Genomic DNA, 25,144 nt, shown 5'->3' with positions numbered 1-25,144 from the left:
TTTTCAATTCCAATACAAAATGTATTCGTCAAATACCACATTTTAACTCTAAAATGGCAGACACATGCATATTAACATAAAAGAGCTTGTAACTAAAACAAGCTCCCACCAATCAACTTTTATTAATAACATAATATTTATATAGCAATTAGATTAATTTACCTTTTCATTCATCGAATACTCAATAATAATATCCAGAAGTCTGTCGAACGAAATTCCTTCCGCACCTGCACTCTTTGGGAAAAGACTGTTCTTTGTCATACCAGGAAGTGTATTCACCTCAAGTACATATGGTTCCCCTTCTTTGATAATCATATCTACTCTCGCATAAACCCTGCATTTAAGGATATCAAAACATCGTTCTGCCATATTGTTTACTTTTTCACTGAGGCCTTCATCAAGTTTCACAACATACTCTTCCGCGCCTCCGTCAGTGTATTTGGATACATAGTCAAAAAAACAGGCCTTAGGCTTTATGGCCAGTATGGGAAGCGCTCTCCCGTTCAATATAGCGCAGGTAATCTCATCTCCTTCAATGTACTTTTCAAGTATCACTTCATGATCCATATTCAGAATCTGATCGACTGCCATCAATAATTCATCACGGTTCTTTACCACATGCATCCCTATGCTCGAGCCTCCCGAATTCGGCTTTGCTGCCAGAGGATATCCCAGCTTCTCTAATTGCATAATTTCCAGTTCTTCCTTACTTTTTATCAAAAACCATTCAGGAGTGCTTATACCTGCAAACCTCATAAGTCTCTTTGAAATATCCTTGTCCATACATATGGCGCTTGATAGTATTCCACTGCCTGAATATGGGATACCAATAGTATCAAGTGTGCCTTGAACAGTGCCATCCTCCCCGAATTTCCCATGTAATGCCAAGAGTGCAAAATCAATTTTCCCGGCTTTTTCTACCAATTCTTTCTTATCATTGATTATTATAGGATAAACTTCGTACTTCTCTTTATCGAGATTTTTTGCCATTTCTTTTCCTGTCATAAGAGAAACTTCTCTTTCTGTTGAAGTACCACCTATTATTACACCTATCTTCATAATTCTGCCACCACCTCTCCAATGATTTTAAAGCCCTTTCGGATCTCATCATCTTCAACTCTCGAAAAACCTAGCCTTAAAGTGTTTGCACCCTTGTTGTCCGTATAGAAAATATCACCTGGAGTAAATACAACTCCTTTTTCATAACATCTTGCCAGTACTTCTCTGGCGTCTATACGCTGTTCAAGTTCCAGAAAAATGTGAAGTCCTCCTACTCCAAGGGCTTTCTTGTATGTAATATACTCTTCAGCACATGCCTTTGCCAGTTCGAATTTATGTTTGTAAACCCTTTTGGCCTTTTTGATGTATCTTCCGAAATTTCCCTCCAGAAAGTATTGAAACAACACTGCCTGATCAATAGTTGAAGTATGTATGTTCCGGCTCCTTTTCAAACTTTCAATGTAATTTATCAGTTCTATGTCTCCAAAAATCCAACCTGTTCTGATACCTGGAAACAACACTTTTGAGAAGCTTCCTACATACACTACACTATTTCCCTTTCCACAACATGAAATCAGCGGTGTGATGTGTGATCCTGAATACCTCAGTTCTTCATTGAACCCGTCCTCTATTACCGGAACCTCATATTCCTTTGAAATTTTTATTAATTCAACTCTTTTTTCGGGAGATGTCACAATCCCTGTAGGATTGTGATATGAAGGTATTGTGTAAATCAAATCAGCCTTTCCGCCTGACAATTTTTCTTTCAGCTGGGTTAAGTTTATACCGTCATCCTCCATATCGACCCCAGCTATATCCAGCCCATGTAGTTTCATTATTTTAATTGCGGTATTGTGAGTAGGATTCTCACAGATTATTCGTCCTCTTCCACTGCACAGGGCTGTCAGCATCAGATCAAACCCTTCGGTAAATCCATTGACGATTATGAGGTCTTTCCCTTCCACATCTACCCCCTTACCTTCCATATACTTCATCAGGTATTGTACAAGAGGTTTGTAGCCTCTTGCATAACCGTAATTCAACAGTTTTTCGCCCTCAACGGAAAACCTGTCTAAAAAGGCTCTTTTAAACTCATTTGCATTAAAAAGTTTTTCATCTGGAGCGATGCTTGTAAAAGATATCATACCTTTTTCCCAGCTTACCCCATGCTTCATCAGATCAAGCTCTTCAGCAAGTCTGGCTTGTTCTGTGATTCTTCCCTTCCATGCCAATTTAAATGCTTCAGTGCAGGTTATGCTTATATTTTGAACAAAAGCGCCTTTAGCTTTTTCTGTATAAATAAACCCTTCATCCTCAAGGCACTTATATGCAGTAATAGCAGTATTTCTGCTGATACTTAGAATGTCAGCCAGTTCCCTTGTCGACGGAAGCTTCTGGCCGCTTTTCAATATACCTTTTATTATCATTTGTCTGATATATTCTTTAAGCTGTACATAAACAGTCTTTTTCTTATCAATAGTTATTTCCGAAAACATGCCCTCTCACCACCCAATAATATTTTTACACAAAATCAAGACCGTATAAAGTACCACACAACCCGGGTTTTTATATTTCAGTGGTCAAGAAAAACATCCCGTATTCTCCTTATCCCTTCTTCTATTTCTCCGTTCAAAGTACGCTTCTCTATCTGTCCGTATACCTGACTTAACATAGGAGTTTTCGAATTCTTGTCTATATTGAGCCATAACATGCTATCACCTCGAAACTGGTACCATGAAAATTCAATAATTGTGGTTTATTATAAACCACTCTTTGACTGATAATATTAAGCAATTTCATAATAACCTAAAACCAGCGTAAAGCACAACAAATTAAAGCGTTGCGCTAGCTTTCAGACAAGAATGTATTGTGATATGTCCCTTCCTGTTTCATTGGTGGAACTCAGGAATTTTGATCTGCCTGACGTTGGCTATAAGCAGTGGCTTTTTATACTGTACTACGCATTCAATATGCTGCTTTGAGAAAATTTTTTTCGCACTTCATAGGAATGGTATTTGTTATGGCAGGTATTCTTCTGGTTTCATCGATAAAGACAGCAGCTCTTTGACATCATCTGGAGCAAAAGCATCAGTTAATCACAGGCATACCTGATTATTCTGTATTATTGAAGTTTATTCTGGCATACCGGGTTTTTATTTTATGCTCTTCTTGCTTCTAATATATGAAGTTATCAGCAGTATAGCCGGAATTAAGTACTGAAACGGCAAAGAGTAATAAGGCCAGATATCTTTTGCCCAAGTCATCATTTCCAACGCATTCGTATAAAGCCAGAATGACAATACAATAAAAAAAGCACCAAAAGCGGTAACCAAAGGTCTATAGTTTTCAAACTTCAAAAGTTCAGCAGTTCCCTTTACTGCTGCATACAGGCAAATTGAAACTTTAATGCCGCCTCCTATCAGCAGGTTTATATCCAGAAATGGTTCAACACTCACCCCGGGGACAAGTTTTGTAACAATATCAGGAGAGTAATTGATTTCCGTCATCAATTTAGGCCCTAAAATTACTAAATCCCTTGAAACTGAAACTAAGAACAAAAAACCTATTGCTGTAGCTGATAAAATTGCAGTTTTAAACATATATTCCTTTTTATTCAGGTATGGAAACACCATCATAAATGCAACTGCTTCTCCGAAAGGAAAGGTTGATAAGGCAAAACCTGCACTTAGAACAGGTTTTATGCCCTTTTCGAACAAAGGAATTAAGACTGAGAAATCATGAATGGTCCACAGTGCTGCAGATGCAATAAATATAATAACGGGTATAGCCCAAACTACAACTTCACTGACCCTTCCCAGTACTTCCAACCCGCTTCTGACTACATATACAGTCAAGGCAACAAAAAGAACCACAATTACACTCATTGGTGTTTCAGTATAGCTGGTAGTTGTCATAAATTCTCCAAAGTTTCTTGTTACAAGAGACGCCAGATGTATGAAATACCATATATATAATGCAGAGACCATACTACCTATTACATTTCCGAAATTTATCCGCAACATTTCGATGAGAGTCTTACCTGGGTTTAGTTGTGCTATCTTCACATACATGATTATTAACATCAGCCCTAAAGCCCAACCCAATATGACAGCTATCCATGATTCCCTGCCTGCACTACCGGCAGGATTCATTAAAGCGGTACTGCCGTAAAAAAAACCTACAAGAAGCAGTCCTAATTGTATATTGGATATCTTTACATCCTTTCCTCCAGTCACTTAACCGCCCCCCATTATCCGTACTATGGATTCTATAACCTCTGCCGGGCTTACGGGTCTTTTTCCTAACGTTAGCAAAATACCCAAAAGCAAACTTGCAGCCATCAGGAAAGCATATGTGCCTATAATTCTTCCTTTTGGATTTGCCTTTTTAAGGATTTTAAAATCCAGCAGTACTATCAGGAATATAAAAAAAATGAATATTATCATATTAAGCTACCTGCTTTCTACAGTTTCCTTAAGTAACCCGCTTCTGAATAACTTTGTGTCTACTTCTACAATAATCTCCGCTTCTAAAAAACCGGCTTCGTTCCAGTTTTTTTGTACTGCATTCCAATAATTAGGGTTATTTTTATATAACGCTTCACCAAATCCGAAAATATCGCTTTTAAACTGATTCCGGCATTTTGAGACAGCACTCATAACTTCACTCTTAATTTTTTCATTACATAGAGGTATAAGCTTTTCAAGGATATTTTGTTCTTTCAAGCCGTCGTTAGCATGCTGTTCTCCTATGTTACCCTGAGCCTCTATTTTTACAACAAAACCTGGGGTTCCATTTTTCCATCGGAGATTCATCTTACTATTTGAGCGTATAAGTTCAATACCGACATATTTTCCTGCTCCGGATAAAGACGGAAGTTCCAGAATAGTGCTCTCGACCCTGCCTGTGGCGAACAAATACCCTCTCGTATCAAACCTGCCAAGCCAGCCAACCATGTTCCCCTTTTTGAATACTGCTGTCCCGTTGGTTTCTGTGGTATCACCCACTTTTAATATAGTCCCGAGAGCAAGCTGTTTCTGCTCACTTGAAATCTCTTTAACTGCATCTATGAGAAGCGTTCTTTTTACCATTCCACGTTCAGAAGTGTTTTTAAGCGTATCAGAAATATATGCGCCAGGCACGTTCGCCAAATCGTACTCCTGCTCCAATATCTTTTTGGCAGTAATACCTTTAGCAACAACAACGTCAGCCTTATACTGGCTTTCATGATCCCTCTCAAAAAAGTCCAAATATTCATTAATACCACTCTCTGCTGCTTCTTCCCCTATTACGATAACCTGGGTGGAATTATAAAAAATCTTTTTATTCAGTCTGTTGAGCATTTCACGTAGGGCGCCAAAGACAGTATCAGCAGTATTACTGACTACAACAAAAGATTTGTCTTTTCCGCCTTCTGTCCCACCTCCACCTTCTTTTCCTGAGGATCTGGCTGCTGAAGGTTTGACAATCTGAACGGAAACCATTATTTTATCATCTAATGTCCTATCTATTCCCAAAGCCGTGCAAATAGCAATTTCAGTTAAGTCAGTATTATTCCAGCAGCCTGTACTGGTAGCTAATAAGCATATCAATAGCAGTAGAACAAATAGCCTTCCGTTCATTTCTTTTCTTCCTTTCTGGAAAATGCCTTTCCCTTGCTTCTAATCAAGTTCCCACTCTGACTAAGTGCTTTAGGCCTTGTTATCATTGCCCAGACAGGTACTACAATTAAAGCATCCTTCAAGTCATCAGTATGAAGCGGAGAAAAAGGAGTAAGGTATGGAATTCCAAAAGATCTCTTTTTACACAGATATATAAGTACTCCAATACTCAAAATTCCAATACCGAATAGTCCCAGGAAATTTGAGGCTATAAGCAGCATTATCCTAAGTACTACAACCGGTTTCATTAAAGGCGGATTGATAAAGCTGCAGATACCGGTCAGCGAAACAACAATAACTATAGGTGCCGATGCAATTCCTGCCGATATGGCAGCATCCCCCAGCACTATAGCTCCCACTATACTTACCGCCTGTCCTATTGCTCTTGGCATCCGTACACCTGCTTCACGGAGAATTTCAAAAGTTATTGTCATAAGTATTGCTTCTGTAAATGAGGAAAAAGGAATCCCTTCCCTGGAGGCTGCCATAGTCAGTATCAGTTTAAAAGGGATTACCGTATGATGAAACGCTGTCAATGCAACATATAGTGCTGGGAGGTATGTGGAAACAAACAAGGCTGCAAGTCTCAATATCCTTATAAAGGAAGTAAAATAGTATTCTCCGAAATAATCTTCAGATGTCTGAATTGTTTCAATAAATAGAAACGGGACGGTAAGTACGGTAGGTGTTCCGTCCACAATAACCGCTACCCTGCCCTCCAGTAACTTTCCTGTAACCTTGTCAGGTTTCTCACTGTTACCCACCATCGGAAAGAAAGGTGCCATCCCATCTTCTATGTGCTGCTCTATATATCCTGAACCTATAAGTGAGTCACGTTCTATTTTACTGATCCTGTTTTTTACTTCGTTAACTATTTCCTCCTTTGCGATTCCTCCTATATAGCATATTGCCACCTCGGTTTTTGTTACTTTTCCTATTTTCATTGATTCAATTTTAAAATCAGCATTTTTAATTTTCCTGCGAAGAAGGATGGTATTGGTTCTTAAATTCTCGGTAAAACCTTCTCTTGGACCCTTTATTGACACCTCTGTATCCGGTTGTTCAACTGCTCTTTTTTCCGGAGATTTTACACCTATTTTGAAAGCCTTGCTCCCACCGTCGATGAAAACAACTGCCTCACCTATACAAATATTGTCTACTGCATCACTAAAGGTATTCAGCTCAGACAGGGCGCAGTTTGCTATAACCTCTTCTTTCAAGGTATTGAGTACAGATTTTCCGATATCCCCGTTAAAGCCAAGTACAGGACTCATGACACTTTGATCCAAAATTTGTTTGTCAACAAAACCATCTATAAATGTAATGATTATCCTAGTCTTGCTCTTACCAAAAACAATTTCACGCATTACAAAATCACTGCATAATGCAAATGTTTGCTTTAGTTCAGCCTTTACAGCATCGATTGACATTGGTATGCTTTCCGTTTCAGGCTTCTTATCTGAAGCGCCCTTTTCATGCTGTACCGGCTCACTGTTTTTATCTATACTCTCCTTTGATTTTTTAAACATATTCTTCACCCGGAGTTATTTTTTACATACATGACCAAATTTATGACAGTTACAATATGGATAATTACTTATATGCCATTTGATTCAGGAAACATAAAAGCCGGTTATTAACCGGCTTCTGCAAATACTTGCAATCTGATGCAAGCTTCTTATTCTGTTTTGATAACTATATTTCCAAATTCATTATAGGAGACTTCAGCACCCAGATTCTCTGCAATAAAGTCTAAAGGAACAAAGGTCTGCTCGCCAACTGTAATTACAGGAAACTCCATTTCTAAGGTTTTACCGTTTATATCCGCATTTATGTCACCTGCTTTAAACACAATTGTTTTCCCTGCTTTGGTGACATATACGTTTTCACTTTCACTCCTGTACTGTGCCCCCAGCTCATGGGAAATTTCGTCTACAGGGACCAAGGCAAGTTCACCCATCATTACTGGTGTAATATCTGACCATTCGTTATCAATTATGATTCCGACAGATTCTTCAGGAATCTCTCCTGGAAAATCCGGGTCAGGGGCAAATCCGGACATCAACTCATTAAAGCTGAATGAATTATTTTCAGTAAGTACCGGAAAATCTACCCGTAAGCCTTTATTAATATTTTTAATTTCAGTGTTGAAATCAATACTGAAAGATACAGTAATATCCGTCGGCACGAGACCTGAAACCTGTACCCCGTCACCCGGCTCCTCTTCAGCTGTGCCTGTTATATCTGAGAGAGCAGCCTCTATCGCTTTCATATCGATGATAAAATCGGCATACCCATTTTGGTTGAGTATATATCCATTTTCATCAACCCCTATGTTTACAGTAATCCCTCTGTCGCCAAGCAGCCTCACCTTATCCAGTGCATTAAGCACCTTATACAAATCCTGTCTGAAGCTTGACGATCCATTTCTGAATCTATCAAAAGCCTGATCCATTTCTACCCCGGCTTCAGTCCCACCGGCTGCCGGTACTACTACTCCGGCAAACTCCTTTAAAATGACCTTGAAGTTTTCGCTTTTTGAAAGATTATCAACTGAGTACCTCATCAACCTTTTGAAAGAATCATCATTAAGTCTCAATTCATAGACATCCAATTCGCGGCCGTTCACGATTTGTTTACCTTTACCTGAGATTACCGCAAAATCCGGATCAAAATCTTTTGCATATTCCTTCATGAAGTCTATAAGCCTTGGCTGAAATTTATTTACCGCTTCAAGCATATTTCTATACTCTGCAGCATCCAGTCCTCCATTATCCTGCATCTCACTCTGGTCAATAACCATGTATCTTTTGCCTGAATAATCTGGGGGGAGCAATTCTGATAAGTCTTCAGGGATTTTCATTATTTGTTTTATCTCGGGTATTTGTCCGGAAATATCAGCTTTAGTCCAGACGGAACTGCTGAAGGCCGATGTACCTGCCGATATTGCCGCATCAATTCCGGATTCGGATATTGTACCGCTTTCATTTTCCCATACCCTTTGATTTATTTTCATATTCATGTTTCCAATTGCCTGCAAAAAGTCTTCCATTCCCTGCCTTTGTTCTTTTGGAATGCCTTCGATATCTACGCGGACTGAAATATTACTTTCGCTTTCCATAGATTTTATAGCCATCATCTTCTCCATAGCATCGAGAAGCACCATTTTATCCGATATGCTGCAGCCTGCAAATGAAAGCACAAATAGACATACGGCGGTCAGTACACCTATTAACTTGATAAAAATTCTTTTCATAGTATCTTTTCTCCCTTATCAGATTTTTTATGCAATACAATTAATATGTACCATTACAGTAAACTTATTTTACTTCAATATTGCACTATTAATTCTTACAATTGATTTTACAGCGAATTAAATTTAGGCATATGATGAAAAGAATGGATATGAGTTGTCCATTACATAAACACGTCATGTTCAGCAAATATAGTATTTTTTTTGCTTCAACACCAAAGCAACTGAATTATCCTACATAATTTCCTGTTTTTATTTAAATAATAGTACTCAGGATCAAAAAAATCAGGAGTGAATATGTTAACTGTTTTTGAGACATCTTTAAGAACAGCAATCGGATTTACAATACTTTTAATCCTGACCCGTTTACTTGGAAAAAAGCAACTGGGCCAGCTAACTATATTTACATATATAACAGGTATTGCTATGGGGAATATAGCAGGTGATATGGTAGTTCACAGGGATATAAAACTTGTTGACGGCGTAACAGGACTAATAGTATGGGCTGTAATGACATTTATAGTAGAGCTGATCAGCCTTAAGTCTTCCAAAGCCAGAACCTTCCTCGACGGAGAACCTGCAATAGTGATTAAGAAAGGAGTTATCATGCAGAAAGAATTATCCTCGCAAAGGCTAAACATGGATGATCTGACCATGATGCTCCGTATAAACAATGTCTATTCAATAAAAGATGTCGATTATGCCATACTGGAACCTAACGGTCAGCTTAGCGTACTGAAAAAACCTCATTTGGAGTCCATTACTAAACAAGATATGAATTTGCAAACCAATAACAGGAATAATGTACCTACGGAAATAATAGTAGATGGGAAACTGGTTTCTAAAAACCTTAAAGAGCACAACCTCAGTGAAGAGTGGCTGGATTTGCAGTTGAAACAAGCCAGAATCAGCTCTGTTAACGAAGTTTTTTATGCAGAATACCAGAATGACGGCAGTCTTTACATGAGCAAGAAAAAGTCAAAAAAAGCCCATGGTGATAAACCACAAGCTTTTTATTAAGACAGGGTTTTTCTTTATTGCAGGTTAGTGTACCCACGGTTTAAGTATAACCTTTATACACCCGTCGGTTTTTGTATCAAATACCTCATACCCCTTTTCTGCCTGTTCTAAAGGCAGTTTATGAGTTATGACATCACTTGGATCAACCTTTCCTTCAGCAAGCAAACCATAAAGACGCGGCATATAAGGTATAACCGGTGCTTGTCCTGTTCTCAGGTCAATATTACGGTTGAATATATCTCCGAGCGGAAAGGCATTATACCTTGCGCCATATGCACCTGTAACCTGTATAGTTCCACCCTTTCGCACTGCCTGTGTAGCTGTAACTAATGCTCCCATCGCTCCACCATGTAGTTTTATACCGGTAGCCAGATATTCAAGTGGTGTCATTTTTCCATCCATACCCACACAGTCAATGACAATATCAGCTCCACCCTGTGTAATTTCTTTTAAATGCTCTCCTATGTTTTTCTCCTGCTCAAAATTCACTATCTCAACCCCATTGGTTCTTTTTGCATGCTCAAGACGGTAATCCACATAATCAACTGCTATAACCCTTTTTGCACCATTAAGCCAGGCAAACTTCTGTGCAAGCAGTCCTACAGGCCCGCATCCCAGGATTATGACTGTATCGCCATTTTTTACACCGGCATTTTCCACACTCCAGTAAGCAGTAGGTATGATATCCGATAAGAGTACCAATTTCTCATCTTCCAGTTCACAGTCATCCGGGATGCGGAATGGGGTAAAATTGGCAAATGGTACCCTCATGAACTCAGCCTGTCCTCCGGGATATCCTCCAAAGGTTTCGGAATAGCCGAAATAACCTCCGCTTTCCCCATGGGGATTTGAGTTATCGCATTGACTTGTCAGATCGTGTTTGCAATAATAACATTCGCCACAGCTGACGTTGAAAGGGATAATGACCCTGTCCCCTTTTTTGACTTTCGTTACCTCCGGTCCGGTTTCTTCTACAACCCCCATCGGTTCATGGCCAATTATGTAGTTTTCAGGGAGATTAGGAATCATCCCGTGAATCAGATGCAGATCCGATCCGCATATGGCTGTAGTTGTCAGCCTGATTATTATGTCGTCCGGTTTATGGATTTGAGGATATTCGACTTCCATAACCTTCACGTCTTTAATGCCTTGATATGTTACGGCTTTCATTTTCAAAACCTCCTGTTTTAGCTTTTGGGTGTAGCAAATGTACCAAGTCTGTCCGTATCTCCGGGAAAGAGCTTCAGGCTGGCAATTTGAAGCGCAGTCTGTGTCGATATCTCATCTATCCGGAACTGTCTATTCATCTCATAAGGGTACAGCCACCCTTTGCTCATCATCAGCTCCGACAGCTCTATATGCAGATCAATTTCTCCATCCAGAATTCTTCGCAAAGCGGATCTTACTTCTGTGCTTGCCGTCTCTGATATCGCTATAGCACAATTTCTTATTCCGCTTTTTACTGCTAACAGAAAATCCAGGGCTACTGTTGAATCCACAAGACCAGGCATACCTTCCGAGTTTTCTATCTCAAGATAATCGTTATTTCCACGTCTTTTCACTTCATTAATAGCTTTTTTTTCATAATTCATCAGTTCCGTTACCTCCAGTTAGTGCAGTTGAGTTTTTGCCAATATGTCCTGCAGGGTATTTACTGCTGCCGTGGATTGCTGCACATGCTTTTCCAGCAGTGCTTTCAGATCCCTGTCAAGCACTATTCCCTGAAGCATTTTTGATTTTGTCATACTTACTGTTTTAAAGTTCAAAAGCTCGTGTATTTCCATAGTTTCATGCAAAGCTAAACTTTGTGCCATAGAATCACCTCCTGTTTTATTGCACATATTTTCCCCTTATATTTTAGGCTTATGCAACAAAATCACTGAAGAAGCATCATAAAAATTAAACTAGGTTACATAACAGATGATCCTTTTGTCCTATATCAATTAGGGCCTGATATCTACCTCATTTGATTGACACATAATCATTTAGTTGTTAACATAATATTATCCTAATTTACAAACAATCAATGTGTTCCCAGGATTTTCTTCTTGCAGCTCTGCAGCACTGTCAATTTTCTTAAAACCAAAAATTTAATAATGAAAAGGGGAAAACAATATGAAAAAAAGTGTAAGATACCTGGCAATAATGCTTGTTATTTGCATTTTGTCATTCAACTCGGTAAGCACTATCTCAGCAAAACCTTCCAATTCAACAACCAACCCGCCTGCTCCGACCCTTTCGTATACCCCTATGACACCAACCAACGGCAATGTCACTGTTACAGTTTATTACCCGTCAAGTGCAGTACTCAAGCAATACAAACTAGGGTCAGCCGGAATTTGGACTACATATACCGCCCCTGTGGTCTTAACATCAAATGCATACGTTTACGCCCGGTATCAGAATAGTTCCGGTTACTGGTCTGCATTAGGAGGTGTATCAGTATCAAATATAGATAAAACTGCACCTGCTGCACCAATATTGACACCTGATACGACCAGTAAAACAAACCAGGATGTAAAAATAACTGTCACCTACCCTGCCGATGCCAGTGTAAAGCAATATAGAGTGGGCATTTCAGGTGTATGGACTGGTTATTCGATTCCTATAACAGTGAGCTCAAATACGGAAATATACGCAAAAGCCCGGGATGCTGCCGGCAATTGGTCGGTTGAAGGTGTTCTGGTTGTATCAAACATAGATAAGACAGCACCAGAAAATCCAATCTTCAGTATTTCAGATACATACCTCTCAAATGGTAGTACAACAGTCACAATTGATTTTAGCAGCGATTCACTTATTAAGCTGTATAAAGTTGGGAATGAAGGTTTATGGACTGATTACACAGCACCTTTAGCAATAAGCTCAAGTGATATCATTTTTGCAAAAGCTTGTGATGATGCAGGAAACTGGACTCCTGAAGTAAATTATTTTGTTTCAAATACAGATAGCATCCCCCCTGCATCGCCTGAATTTATAGCATCCACTTCCGGATTGACAAATCAGGATGTCATTATAAACATAAATTACAGTGCAGATTCAGTTGAAAGACAATATAAGACAGATAATTCAGAGATCTGGCTTGCATATAGTGTTCCTGTAATTATGAGCTCTAACGGAACATTATATGCAAGGGCTGCTGACAGTGCCGGTAACTGGAGCCAGGAAGTAAGCTTTACAGTTGATAATATTGACAAAACAGCGCCTGATGCCCCAACTTTCCTTGCATCTACAACTGCGTTTACAAACCAGAATGTTACCGTTTCTATCAGTTATAGTGCAGATTCGATTGTTATGTTGTACAAAACCGGAACCTCCGGAATATGGTCTGACTACAATGCACCCCTGATACTAAATTTCAATGATACTATATATGCAAAAGCTTCAGACAGTGCAGGAAACTGGACATCCGAAACAACCTATACAGTTGGCAATATAGACACTGTTGCTCCTGAAGCACCCACCGTCCACATATCAACCACATCACCGACCGATCAGCCTGTAACCGTTACAATCGCTTTTGGTACAGATGCATCTGTAAAGCAATATAGATTGGGAGCAAGCGGTACATGGACGGATTATAGTGCTCCCTTACTGCTCAGTTCGAATAACACAATATATGCCCGTTCCTCTGACATAGCAGGCAACTGGAGTCCTGAGTCATTTTTAAATGTAACAAACATCTCGAAAACAGTATTGGGCTATACCGTAAAATACTGGTCAACCGATGTGGGTTCTTATAATTCAATGGTAGCCAATACAAGTGTTCTGAATGAGATAGCAACTGCAACCTATTCTGTAGACGGCCTTGGAACGCTTACAGGAACAGCTCCGGCCGACCAAATAGATTATGCGAACAAAAACGGTATCAGGCCGAAGCTCATGGTCAGCAACAATTTTGATGCAAACATAGCAAAGCAGCTCCTTGACAGCTATGAAAACAGGCAAAATCTTAAAAATAATATACTTAATATACTGAAGACCTATAATTATAAGGGTGTCGATATCGACATAGAAAATATTCCCGCATCCTGCAGAAACAACTTTACTGCCCTGATGAGCGAAATTTACAGTACACTGAAGCCCCTGGGATATGGCGTGTCGGTAGCAGTCCAGGCCAAAACCTATGATTCACCAAATGCATCATGGACTTACGCCTTTGACTATAAATCTCTGGCAATGTATTCCGATTATCTTATGATAATGGCCTATGACGAACATTATCCCGGAGGAACTCCAGGGGCGGTAGCTTCCATCAGCTGGGTAACAAGCGTGGTTGATTATGCGCTGACAGTGGTACCAAAAGAAAAAATCGTGCTTGGTCTGGCGGCATACGGATACGACTGGGCCAACGGCACCACAAAGTCATACTCAATAAACGGATGTATCAATCTTGCAAACCAATATGGGTCAACAATCTACCTGGACAATGCTACAAAATCAAAATACTTTACATATACCGTAAATGGCATAGTACACACAGTCTGGTTTGAAGATGGTGAAACTATATCCTACAAGCTTGACCTTGTAAATTCAAAGGACCTGAAAGGTGTAGGCATATGGCGGCTTGGACTGGAAAACTCAAACTACTGGAATACCATCAAACTAAAACTGAATAAATAACTTTTGATTTACTAAACAAGCGGGCACCCTGCCTGCTTGTTTTTTGTTTTTGGGAAAGTAAAGGATACTTATCTTTTAGACCACTCACTTACATTTTTCGTATATATAGTGCTTAAGATGGCAACAATCTCTTTTGGGTGATCAATTTGAGCAGAAAAAAAGATAATAGTGAAAACACAACCGGAAGTCTTAACTTTCAAATAATAAATGAAAAACTTGAAAATTGCCCTGATATTATACGTAAAAAGGTATATATAGATAATAAACATGAGGCTTATTTTATATACATCAGAGGCCTTACCGACAAAGACCTGATTCAAAGGGATTTCATCAGTCCCATTATCGCCATGAGCTTTGACCAGTTATCTGCCGGAATTGCCATTAATAACATACCATGTGCTGAACTAAATCTAATATATGACCCGTCAGAAGTAGTAGACAGCATTTTGTCGGGAAACTCAGTTTTTATATGCAATGCTCTGCCCTTTGCAGTTTCATGCATGCTGTCGGATATTGAAAAACGAAGTATTGATGAGCCTATTACGGAAAAAAATGTCCGCGGTCCGCATGAGGGCTTTGTAGAAGTTCTTGATACCAACCTTTCCATACTCAGAAGGAAAATTAAAAACAGCAAACTGAAGTATAAAACTTTATCCCTGGGTCTTCAAACAAACCAGCAGGTTGTTATCTCATATATGGAGGGTTTAGCAAATGAGGATATCATAAACAGCCTATATAAAAAACTAAGCAGTATTAAAATCGACGGTCTTTCTGCTATAGGCTACATCGAGCAGATAATAACATCACACCCTAACTCACTGTTTCCCCAGTTTATTGCAACCGAGAGACCGGATAGAGCAATGGCTGCTCTCCTTGAAGGGAGGCTAGTGATACTGCAGGAAGGAACTCCGGTAGTCCTTATAGCTCCTGTAAGCTTTATATCATTTTTTCAGGCTCTTGATGATTTCAGCACCTTGTGGACCCATGGGTCTTTCATCCGTCTGCTCAGAATTGCAGCACTTGTTATAACTTTATTGCTTCCGTCACTGTATATTGCAGTTACCTCTTTCCACTACTATGCAGTCCCCCTTCACCTGCTTGTACCCCTGGCCGAATCCAGATCGAGAGTACCTTTCCCCCCCATAATTGAAGTTCTGATTCTGGAAGCGACAGTAGAAATGGTACGGGAGGCATCAATACGTCTGCCTTCATATATAGGCACTGCAATAAGTGTAGTTGCCGGTCTGATAATCGGAGAAGCAGCAGTCCAGGCTGGGATAGTAAGTGACCTGCTCATTGTAATAGTAGCAGCTACTGCAGTTGCATCCTATGTTATCCCAACCTATGATATGGCAATGGCAATACGTATACTGCGGTTTCTATTCATTCTGGCATCCTCTGTTTTTGGCATTATTGGCATTGTAGTATGTACTGCGCTGACATTTGCTCATATGATTACTATGGAATCGCTTGGTCAGCCGTATTTTCAACCTTTCTCCCCACTCAATACCAGAGATTTCAAGGATTCGGTCTTAAGAATGCCCCTTAAGGTACTCAGAAAGCGACCTAATAGTGCCAGAACCAAAAATAATATCAGGAGCAGAAACGATGAGAGGAATAAATAAGGTTACATCGAGGCAGATGGCACTCTTTACATTCATAGCGCAAACAGGTGTAGGCATTACCACTCTCCCATCGATACTGGCGAAAGATGTGGGACACGACGGCTGGATATCTGTATCGGTTACAGGTATACTGGCAATCATATTAAGTATGCTTTTTGTCGTACTTCTGAAAAGATATTCTGACAAATCAATATATGAAATAAACAGGTTTATATTCGGGAAGGTAATAGGTACTGCTTTCAACATACTGCTGGTGTTGTATTTATTAGCAGCTGCAGCCGCCGGTGTCAGGGTTTTCTCACTTTTCTTAAGGCTGACTCTGCTTCCTATGACGCCACCCGGCATGCTTGCCGCATTTGTATTACTGCCCTCTGTTTATCTGGTATGGCAGGGATTGAAAACAGTTATCAGGTTTAAATACATTTCAGTTTTATCTTATGTAGTAGCTGTCACTTATGTTGTTTTAATCAGCAGTGAGCTTAAAATTTCCTACCTTATGCCTGTGGGTGAAGCAGGGTTAATGCCTATTCTGTACAGTATAAAAACAAGTTTCTTTGCATATATAGGACTGGAGCTGGTTGTATTTTTCTTCCCTGAAATCACTGACAAAAATAAGACGATGAAATGGCATATTTTTGCCAGCGTGTTCAGTATGCTGTTCCTTTCTATAATTGTTGTCGCTACTACCTCTTTATTCGGAGAAAATCTTGTGAAGATATTTACTATTCCCCTTTTCAATCTGGCCAGGGTATATAATGCGCCGATACTTGAGAGAGTGGATCTTTATATAGTTGCTTTGTGGTTTGTAGCCATGGGATGCTCAATGAGAGCTTACATGTTTGCTGCATTCTACAGCCTGCAAAAGGTATTCAATATAAAAAGGTCAAAGCCCTTTTTGATAATTTTCTTTGTAGTTCTTGTTTCATTAAGCAGAATCCCACGTGATATCAATGAATCATTCCTCTTCCTTGAGGCTATTAATTTTGCAGGCATAGGAGTAACGGCATTCCTTATTCTATGTCTGGTACTCTCATTTATAAGAAAGAAAGGAGTGAACTCTCGTTGAGATACCTTGCTAAAAAAATTACTATCATAGCTTTGTGTATTTTTCTTCTGTTTCAAACCGGTTGCTGGGATCAGAAAATATATGAGGATATAGGCTTTATACTTCAAATGGGCTTGGAACTTGATAAAGAAAAAAAATTGCTTTATACAGTTTCTGTTCCTGTTGTCGCTCCCGATATAGAAAAGAAAGTTGAAATTCTCTCTACTTCAAAAAACCTTTTGAGAGAGTCCAGAGAAACCTTACGCCGTGTTTCCGGGAGAAATATAGAAGGTGGAAAAACTCAGCATATTTATTTTTCGAGGGAACTGGCAGAACGCGGAACAGACGAGTTACTGGAAATTTTCATGCGCAGCCCCGAAAACCCATTACTGGCAAATGTTATCGTAGTAGACGGCAGCCCGAAAGAAATGATGGAATTCAGTGCAGATTTCAAGGACAAGCCAAGACCCGCCCTCTATATCAATGATTTGCTGGAAAATACGCGCCAAAACTCTTTCATACCGGAAACAAGAGTATATGATTTTCTAATATGTCAAAATGCAAAAACTACAGATCCTGTAACTCCCCTTTTCCGTTACAGTAAGAAAGAAGTCCAAGCTGCAGGCTCCGCTCTTTTCAGTGGTGATAGAATGGTTGGGGAATTGGATGAAGCTGAAACCGGTCTGCTTCATGCGCTAATGGCTACAAAAAGAAAAGTCCAGTATATATACAAAGAACAGGATACTCAGGAAAATCCGAATAAAATCAAAAAAGGCGCTGCAATATTACTTAAGAAAATTAAAAGAAAAGTTAAAATAGATATAGAAAACGGCATTCCTAAAATAGTTATAAAGCTGAATTTGAAAGCTTCACTTGATGAGTATGATGAAGAACATAACCTGGACGATTTGGAATCCAAGAGAAAGCTGGAGAAAGCCGTTGCATTATCTATAAAGGAGGACTGCACAAAGCTATTGGAAAAAATCCAAAAAACCGGTTCAGACCCTTTAGGCTTCAGTGAAATGATAAGGGTAAAGCATAATAAATATTGGAAATCAGTACAGTGGAAAGAAATATACAGTCAGGTATCCTTTAATGTAGAAGCTGAGTTAATGTTCGAGTTTTATGGGGCAATAAGCTGATAACTTTAGGCTTATTCACAAAAAATTTGCACCTCATAATCGGGAATACTTCTAAGAAGATAAGCCGCTTATTGAACGCTTCCTATTTATGAGGATTTTTCTGACAATAAATAAGAATGTTAGGGCAATACTTACTATAATCATCCCTGCTGTGCCTGCAACTAACATATCAAGACTGTCATTCTCAACCCTCTTTAAACGGAAATCGCAATACTTGCCGCCTTCAGCCAAGGTAGATGTTCTTACTAGCCCCTCATCGAGACTGTCACTATAGACATAGTCCAGTTTGCACAAGAATGGTGTAAGCTCTTCCGCATCCTGTTCACGAAAGAACTTCAAAATACCGCATTCTGTGTGGTTATATCCATAATCAAACTGTTTTCCGTCGCCCGGGACAAAAGTTGTTAGCCAATCTCCACTATATAACTTTTTCTGCGATTCTTCAGTATCTTTTTTTAGTTTCTCAATGTATGTAGCAGTAAAGTATTTTCTCCCGCTTAATCTCAGCAGCCATTTCGGATACTTTGACATCTCACCCTTTATGGCGTTATATATTATGCCTCCGACCTCTTCCACAGATCTTCCCAGTTTTTTTTCTACCCTGTAGAATGCCAAAACCATTGCTGCCAGTTCAATATCTTCTGTCAAAACATTATCATCTCCTCCGATATACGGCAGCTGGGGAATAAGCTTTATAAATTCTTCTGTAGTTTCTTTAGATATTTCAGTGATTTCTTTTTCTGTATGGGATTTAAGTAATTCACTTCTAAATATCTTCTGCCTTCCCTCCAATGTATCCAGAAGCTGTTCCTGTTTGTTTTTGTAGTAAGTACTGTTGATCTGACCCTGGCTTCCGCAGCCGTTGCAGCCCATACATCCGCCCCCGGAACAGCCGCTGCTCTTTTTCGCAGACTTACCGTATATGTTTATAATCGTCAAAATTGAAATGACGCCTAGCATAATTACTGATACAACAGACAAAAAAATACGTCTATGTTTCATCTAAATCCACCTCTGTTGATTTTATACCGTTTATTCTATCTGGAGTATCTTTTAGTAAATCCGATAGGAAAGCAAAACTGCCCTGTTTTATGCCCAATGCCTTTTCTATCAATTCTTCCGATGCCCTGACCCTTTTTAAATACTGCTCCCTATCCCACTGGAAAATGCCCAGATCAGTTATGAAATGAATACCTGATATAACTATCTCACATACTTCCAAAGAGTACTCAGTCTTAAATATTCCTTCTTTTATACCTTGGTCAACAACCCTTGCTATTATCGGCGCAAGTATTTCAACCATAGCAACCATTACCCGCTGGTGCATATCTACGTTCTTTATATTATGTAAATGGTTATCCGGACTATCGCTCTTCATACTGGCTTTAAATTCTTCGGCCAGCATAAACTTCAGCTTTTGTAATGCATCTATATCAGACTTCTGTACTATTTCTTCCATGGCTTCCGCTATTTCCATTATGTTCTCGGAAACCAACGTGTCAAGCACCTGGTCTTTTGTCTTGAAATAGTAATAAAACACACCTTTTGCTACTCCGACTTTCTTCATAATGTCATTAACCGACGTATCTTGAAAGCCCCTTGTATTAAAAAGCTCCTGTGCAGCTTTTAGTATTTCATGTTTACGTTCTTTTGATTTATTTGTTGGTCCGGTCATATTAATCTCCACAAAAAGTTTTGACCATCAGTCAAATATATTATATGCTTTTTTTGACTGATGGTCAATAATTATTTCTGTCTGTATTCTGTCGGTGATGTAGCTGTAACTTCCCTAAAAGCGTTATAGAAGCTGGTCATGTTATTGAAGCCGCAAAGACTGCCTATTTCCGTTATGGTTTTATCGCTGAACTTTAGATATTCTACAGCTTTTTCTATCCTTTTACTTTTAACATACCTCAATGGATTTATACCGTTGTATTTCTTGAAAAATGTGGAAAAATATGATGGATTCATATGCGCTATATTTGCCAGCTCTTCAAGACTGATCTGTTTGTCGATATTTGTGTCTATATAGTCAAGAACCTTATTTATACACGCCAATCCATACCCTATAGCCTGTTTGCAGTTTGAATCCTCCTGTATGCATGCATAGCATCTGGAGATGAGCACAAGTATGTTCAGCAGCCGTACTTTAATCATCAGTTCATGTCCATGCTGAGAATTATTAAACTCTTCGTCTATCTCTATAAACAGATTGGATATCTTTTCTGCTGCAGGACTGCTTCTTTCCAGACGGTTTGAGAAATTCCTGTTCCTGTTGTAGAAAACCTGCAAATACCGTGAATCAAAAGAATTGTCTGTCTGTGACCATATGAACCTTGGCTCAAAATGAATAACCAGGTTAGTAAGCCTTTCCGGTGGTTCAACAACCAATACATGCTTTTCTATATTATTAAACAAGAAAATGTCGCCTTGCTTGATGTCATATACCTTATCATCTATTTGGTATTTCCCTTTGCCTTCTTTGATATATGATATTTCAAGATAGTGGTGGCTGTGTATATTCCCTCTATAGGAGGGTGTGAGGCAATAATTTTCCATGCTTAGAAGAAATCTTCCATTTGCGTCCAGTATTGTATGATTCATATGATCGTATCCTCTCAGTATTTGAAACCTAGAAAACCCATATTAATTTTAACATTTTGTATATTATCCAGGCAATGTAAAAAACACTTATAAACATCTAAATAATATTGATGATTTATTTCTACTTTAAATATAGAATCAAATAATATAAAGCTATTAATCTAGTATTTCAGGAGGTATTTATGTTTGGCAGAATTTTAGATTTTGAAGTAAAAGGCAATAAAGTATATATACGCTTTGAAAAAAATGAAGGCAGGATTGAAGTTGTCAGCTCAGCAATAATAAATGTGTTTTCACCGTTAAGGTATGACGACCACTACTCAAGAGCCGTAGAGTCTCCTGTCACAGAAAAGTGTGACTTTAAGGCAGTGGACGGAAGCGGATTCATACAGATAACGACAGATGATTTAACTGTAAAGGTTTTTGACAACTTTGCGGTCGATTTCTATGATAAAAGCGGCTTGCTTTTATGCGAGGATTACAGAGGCGAAAGAGCTCCCTTTACCAGACGTGGAAATGTAAGCATAGCTGAGGCGGAGGGACATGCTGCTCTAAAAAATAGCGGAAAACATGAAATTGAAATAATAAAAAAACTGTTTGGCGACGAAAAATTCTATGGTCTGGGTGATAAAACCGGAAATTTCAACAAAAAGGGCCATGAATACGAGATGTGGAACTCAGATGTCCCCGAACCTCATGTTGAAACCCACAAATCCCTTTACAAAAGTATACCTTTCTTTATAACACTTAGAGAGAAATCCGCTTTCGGTATATTTTTTGATAATACTTTCAAGTCATATTTTGATTTGGGCAAGGAAAACAGTGAGTATTTTTACTTTGGGGCTGATGAAGGAAATCTTGATTACTACTTTATTGCAGGGCCTGAAATAGACCAGATTATTTCAAATTATACAAAATTGACCGGCGTTGTTCCTCTTCCCCAAATGTGGACTCTGGGATATCATCAATCCAGGTGGTCTTATGCTCCGGAATCCAGGGTTATGGAGATAGCCAAAGGATTCAGGGAAAATGACATCCCTTTGGATGTAATACACCTTGATGTCGACTATATGGACGGCTACAGGGTATTTACATGGGATAATGAAAGATTTCCCGACCCCAGGAAAACTACGGAAGCGCTGAAAAGAGACGGAATAAAAATTGTTACCATCATTGACCCGGGTATTAAAAAGGACAAAGGATATTCAGTGTATGATGAAGGGTTAAAGAATGATTTCTTTGCTACTGACCCGGATGGGATACCTTATGTAAATGCAGTTTGGCCAGGAGATTCAGTATATCCTGATTTTTCTGACAGCAGGGTGAGAGATTGGTGGGCAGAGAATCAAAAGATTATGATTGATTCAGGAGTATCAGGCATCTGGAATGATATGAATGAACCTGCAAGCTTTAAAGGTCCTTTACCTGATGACGTAAGCTTCAAAAATGACGGAAGGCCGACAAATCATAAAGAGATTCATAATGTATACGGGCATCTTATGTCTAAAGCAACATTTGAGGGAATAAAAAAGCATACGGGCAAACGTCCTTTTGTTATTACCAGGGCCTGCTATGCCGGTACACACAAGTATTCCACAGTATGGACCGGTGACAATCAGAGTACCTGGGAACATCTTCGCTTATCCATTCCCATGCTTTTGAATCTCGGATTAAGCGGACAGGCTTTCTGTGGTTGTGATGTTGGCGGTTTCTTCTCCGATACCAGTGCAGAGCTCTTATCAAGATGGGTGCAGGTAGGATGCTTCAGTACACTCTTCAGAAATCATACGGCTATCGGCACAAGAGACCAGGAACCATGGGCATTTGACAAAAAAACACTATGTATAAACAGAAAATATATAAAATTAAGATATAAACTGCTTCCTTACCTGTATGACCTTATGTGGGAATGTGAAAATACCGGCTTACCCCCGATGAGGCCATTGGTACTTCATTACTCTCAGGATTCAAATGTCCATGAAATTAATGATCAATTCCTGTTTGGCAGGAGCATACTTGTAGCTCCGGTAGTAGAACAGGGAAAGAGATACAGGTCACTGTACCTTCCTGAAGGTACATGGTACGATTACTGGACAAAGGAATCCATAGAAGGCGGACGTGCAATACTCAGGGATGCTCCTCTGGATGTCTGCCCTATCTACATAAAAGCGGGCGCTGTTATTCCGAATTATCCGCCTCAAAACTATGTAGGTGAAAAGAAAATAGATGAGCTTACCCTTGATATCTACCCCGGAGACAGCAGTTACTGCCATTATGAGGATGACGGTGAGAGTTACGGATACAGAGCTGGCAAATACAACCATTATAGATTTACCCAGCATGCTGGTGACAGCACAGTTATTAAGATAGAAAAACCTCATAAAGGATATGCTGGAAGTTATAAGACCTTTAAAGTCGTTTATAATGACAGTAATTTCACTAAAGTTTGCTTTAACGGTTCACCTATAGAGTCAAAAATCCAGGGTAGCGCTATTGAGTTTATCATACCTGCCGAAGAAGGAACAATTAATTTGGAGGTATAAAACCGCACAATCCTGTTTCCATAAATATGAAGGTAGGATTTTCAAATCCACCTTCATATTATTTTTCCCATTCTTGCATTATCGTCTAGTTTCCTGACTCATAAAACGCTATGTTTACAGAAACTCCTGTAGGATAAAAACCCTCATTTGTTATCGACAGGATGTAATCCGTATTGTATTGAAGAATTCTTTCAAACAGTGCGGATTCTACAGGAGCTCCTCCCTGTGCAAAAGCAAAGCGTGGAATCATACTTTCTTCCAGCACTGTTCCCCCATAAATATTTGAAGCATCTGTATAAAAATTTGTAGCAGCTTGTATTCCCGATCTGCCATCAAGGTTTATCACCGGTATCCTTTTACTTCCTGGGACAAATCCCGGACTTTTTATCAGCTTTATGCCAAGTTGCTCCCCTTGACTTACAACAGTCCTGTTGGTTATGTGTGTAATAGTGTCTTTACCTGTCGATATCTGGATATTTAGGCTTTCCCCAGCAGGAATCATGGTTCTGTACGAAACAGTAAATGCTTGACCGGCAAAAACAAAGCCAAGCCAATACGGCTGCCCTCTGAATTGATAACTGGTAATCGCCATACTAAACCACCTCAAATACTCTTATAGTTACAGGATACTCTTTTGTTCTGGCATAAACAGTCAAATCTTCATTAGGATTCAAATCATACACAATAACTTCAGCAGGTACATTGAATATATATTTTCCGCTTTCAATAGTGAATTCCGGATCAGTAGAGTGGTATAAATAAGTGGCTGCGTCATTTACCACCCATAGCTGCCTTCTTTTGGGCAGATTTTCTGCACCTACCCTTAGCGGGGTCGGTTCTGTAGTAATTGTCACTTTTCCTATCTGGGTGTCTTTAGTCCAGTAAAGTGCCGGTATATCACAGTAATCAGAATCAGCCATTGATTCCCCCCCTATTATGAATACAGTTCCCTCAATAAACTGCAATTAAGCCGGATTTTCAACAAATCATCCTCTTTTATTAGTTTATGCTAAAATTTACATAAAGTTGCTTTGTTTATGTATGCATTCGGTATAGTTTTTCCCTATGTCTGCAAACCCAATTTCACAACAGTTTGGTATTAATTCTTCCAATTCTTCTATATTCAATGACATTGTATACCGACCTCCTACAGAATACATGTATTAACAGTCCATACTCCCTGCAACCCCAGAATGGTTTGCATTTCCACTAAAGATGAATTATGCTTTTACCGGTTCAATGATTACTCCGTATAAGTTCCACCAGTATTGGCTTTAGATAAAATTCCTGCCTTTTCAATCAGCAAACACTTTACCAGTGTCTTGCAAACCGGTCGGTGACGTTTGCCTTTTGGAACAATAATAAAATCTCCTGTGGCTAAATCAACAATACTATCGTCAAATTCCATCTGCATTTTTCCATCAATTATGTAAAACATTTCATCTGATTCTTCGTGGATATGAAAATCAAGTGTCCTGTCTTTTGCTACAACAATATTTAGCATATGGTCATTCAAATGTCCTACTTTGAGATATTTAAATAACTCAGAAATGCTGTTTGCACTTGCTCTTAAATCTACTTTATCAACCATTTTTACACTCTCCTTAATAATTATCCTATATTCTTCTG

The 25,144-nt window shown here is 39.1% G+C and carries 23 protein-coding genes; 6 read left to right on the top strand and 17 right to left on the bottom strand.

All coding sequences use genetic code 11. The features are described 5' to 3' along the window. Positions 1–153 precede the first annotated feature (153 nt). From N3I35_19420 to N3I35_19385, 8 genes are all read right to left on the bottom strand, one after another. The gene (locus N3I35_19420) at positions 154–1,059 is read right to left on the bottom strand and encodes a D-alanine--D-alanine ligase (GenBank protein MCX8132251.1); all 906 of its coding nucleotides are present in this window, start codon (positions 1,057–1,059) and stop codon (positions 154–156) included. Further along, positions 1,056–2,495: a PLP-dependent aminotransferase family protein gene (locus tag N3I35_19415; protein MCX8132250.1), complete on the bottom strand. Its 1,440-nt coding sequence runs from the start codon at positions 2,493–2,495 to the stop codon at positions 1,056–1,058. Before N3I35_19415 ends, N3I35_19420 begins: the two co-directional genes overlap by 4 nt. 77 nt (positions 2,496–2,572) lie before the next feature. Beyond that, the gene (locus N3I35_19410; GenBank protein ID MCX8132249.1) at positions 2,573–2,710 is read right to left on the bottom strand and encodes a hypothetical protein; all 138 of its coding nucleotides are present in this window, start codon (positions 2,708–2,710) and stop codon (positions 2,573–2,575) included. Positions 2,711–3,152: 442 nt separating this feature from the next. Further along, positions 3,153–4,235 carry an endospore germination permease gene (locus tag N3I35_19405; protein ID MCX8132248.1) on the bottom strand — a complete coding sequence of 361 codons (1,083 nt, stop codon included), beginning with the start codon at positions 4,233–4,235 and terminating at the stop codon, positions 3,153–3,155. After that, the gene (locus N3I35_19400; protein MCX8132247.1) at positions 4,236–4,445 is read right to left on the bottom strand and encodes a hypothetical protein; all 210 of its coding nucleotides are present in this window, start codon (positions 4,443–4,445) and stop codon (positions 4,236–4,238) included. Positions 4,446–4,451: 6 nt separating this feature from the next. Then, complete coding sequence (locus tag N3I35_19395) at positions 4,452–5,621, bottom strand: Ger(x)C family spore germination protein (protein MCX8132246.1); 1,170 nt, start codon at positions 5,619–5,621, stop codon at positions 4,452–4,454. Further along, positions 5,618–7,189, bottom strand: a complete 1,572-nt coding sequence (locus N3I35_19390) for a spore germination protein (GenBank protein ID MCX8132245.1) — start codon at positions 7,187–7,189, stop codon at positions 5,618–5,620. Before N3I35_19390 ends, N3I35_19395 begins: the two co-directional genes overlap by 4 nt. A gap of 149 nt (positions 7,190–7,338) precedes the next feature. Beyond that, a complete protein-coding gene (locus tag N3I35_19385; GenBank protein ID MCX8132244.1) occupies positions 7,339–8,916 on the bottom strand; it encodes a copper amine oxidase N-terminal domain-containing protein in 1,578 nt (525 codons plus the stop codon). A gap of 294 nt (positions 8,917–9,210) precedes the next feature. On the opposite strand from N3I35_19385, the gene N3I35_19380 reads away from it, so the two are divergent. Then, the gene (locus N3I35_19380) at positions 9,211–9,933 is read left to right on the top strand and encodes a DUF421 domain-containing protein (protein MCX8132243.1); all 723 of its coding nucleotides are present in this window, start codon (positions 9,211–9,213) and stop codon (positions 9,931–9,933) included. Between the two features lie 24 nt (positions 9,934–9,957). On the opposite strand, the gene N3I35_19375 is transcribed toward N3I35_19380, so the two are convergent. The 3 genes from N3I35_19375 to N3I35_19365 are packed head-to-tail and all read right to left on the bottom strand — an operon-like array spanning position 9,958 to position 11,747. Beyond that, positions 9,958–11,103, bottom strand: a complete 1,146-nt coding sequence (locus N3I35_19375) for a glutathione-dependent formaldehyde dehydrogenase (GenBank protein MCX8132242.1) — start codon at positions 11,101–11,103, stop codon at positions 9,958–9,960. Positions 11,104–11,120: 17 nt separating this feature from the next. Next, the gene (locus tag N3I35_19370) at positions 11,121–11,525 is read right to left on the bottom strand and encodes a spore coat protein (protein MCX8132241.1); all 405 of its coding nucleotides are present in this window, start codon (positions 11,523–11,525) and stop codon (positions 11,121–11,123) included. Between the two features lie 18 nt (positions 11,526–11,543). After that, positions 11,544–11,747: a spore coat protein gene (locus tag N3I35_19365; GenBank protein MCX8132240.1), complete on the bottom strand. Its 204-nt coding sequence runs from the start codon at positions 11,745–11,747 to the stop codon at positions 11,544–11,546. 301 nt (positions 11,748–12,048) lie between these two features. Between N3I35_19365 and N3I35_19360 the strand changes: the two genes are divergently transcribed. From N3I35_19360 to N3I35_19345, 4 genes are all read left to right on the top strand, one after another. After that, on the top strand, positions 12,049–14,556 hold the full coding sequence (locus N3I35_19360) for a glycosyl hydrolase family 18 protein (GenBank protein ID MCX8132239.1): 2,508 nt from the start codon (positions 12,049–12,051) through the stop codon (positions 14,554–14,556). 146 nt (positions 14,557–14,702) lie between these two features. After that, a complete protein-coding gene (locus N3I35_19355) occupies positions 14,703–16,181 on the top strand; it encodes a spore germination protein (GenBank protein ID MCX8132238.1) in 1,479 nt (492 codons plus the stop codon). Further along, a complete protein-coding gene (locus N3I35_19350; GenBank protein ID MCX8132237.1) occupies positions 16,165–17,247 on the top strand; it encodes a spore germination protein in 1,083 nt (360 codons plus the stop codon). Before N3I35_19355 ends, N3I35_19350 begins: the two co-directional genes overlap by 17 nt. Next, positions 17,244–18,368: a Ger(x)C family spore germination protein gene (locus N3I35_19345; GenBank protein ID MCX8132236.1), complete on the top strand. Its 1,125-nt coding sequence runs from the start codon at positions 17,244–17,246 to the stop codon at positions 18,366–18,368. Before N3I35_19350 ends, N3I35_19345 begins: the two co-directional genes overlap by 4 nt. Before the next feature lie 51 nt (positions 18,369–18,419). Here the strand turns inward: N3I35_19345 and N3I35_19340 are convergent, their stop codons facing one another. From N3I35_19340 to N3I35_19330, 3 genes are all read right to left on the bottom strand, one after another. Continuing rightward, positions 18,420–19,370: an L-2-amino-thiazoline-4-carboxylic acid hydrolase gene (locus N3I35_19340; protein ID MCX8132235.1), complete on the bottom strand. Its 951-nt coding sequence runs from the start codon at positions 19,368–19,370 to the stop codon at positions 18,420–18,422. After that, entirely contained in the window at positions 19,360–20,043 is a 684-nt protein-coding gene (locus N3I35_19335; protein MCX8132234.1) for a TetR/AcrR family transcriptional regulator, read from the bottom strand. The genes N3I35_19340 and N3I35_19335 overlap by 11 nt, the downstream gene beginning before the upstream one ends. Positions 20,044–20,114: 71 nt before the next feature. Next, the gene (locus N3I35_19330) at positions 20,115–20,972 is read right to left on the bottom strand and encodes an AraC family transcriptional regulator (protein ID MCX8132233.1); all 858 of its coding nucleotides are present in this window, start codon (positions 20,970–20,972) and stop codon (positions 20,115–20,117) included. Positions 20,973–21,154: 182 nt separating this feature from the next. On the opposite strand from N3I35_19330, the gene N3I35_19325 reads away from it, so the two are divergent. Further along, a complete protein-coding gene (locus N3I35_19325; GenBank protein ID MCX8132232.1) occupies positions 21,155–23,515 on the top strand; it encodes a glycoside hydrolase family 31 protein in 2,361 nt (786 codons plus the stop codon). Between the two features lie 85 nt (positions 23,516–23,600). Here N3I35_19325 and N3I35_19320 read toward each other — a convergent pair whose 3' ends face one another. The 3 genes from N3I35_19320 to N3I35_19310 form a co-directional block, all read right to left on the bottom strand. Then, entirely contained in the window at positions 23,601–24,107 is a 507-nt protein-coding gene (locus N3I35_19320; GenBank protein MCX8132231.1) for a hypothetical protein, read from the bottom strand. Between the two features lies 1 nt (position 24,108). After that, the gene (locus tag N3I35_19315) at positions 24,109–24,435 is read right to left on the bottom strand and encodes a hypothetical protein (protein ID MCX8132230.1); all 327 of its coding nucleotides are present in this window, start codon (positions 24,433–24,435) and stop codon (positions 24,109–24,111) included. Between the two features lie 323 nt (positions 24,436–24,758). Beyond that, positions 24,759–25,106, bottom strand: coding sequence for a cupin domain-containing protein (locus tag N3I35_19310; GenBank protein MCX8132229.1), 348 nt, complete (start codon positions 25,104–25,106; stop codon positions 24,759–24,761). Positions 25,107–25,144: the final 38 nt, after the last annotated feature.

The sequence above is a fragment of the Clostridia bacterium genome, from assembly GCA_026414765.1.
Taxonomy (GTDB): domain Bacteria; phylum Bacillota; class Clostridia; order Acetivibrionales; family DSM-27016; genus SKW86.
This window is presented reverse-complemented; position numbering and strand designations above follow the sequence as displayed.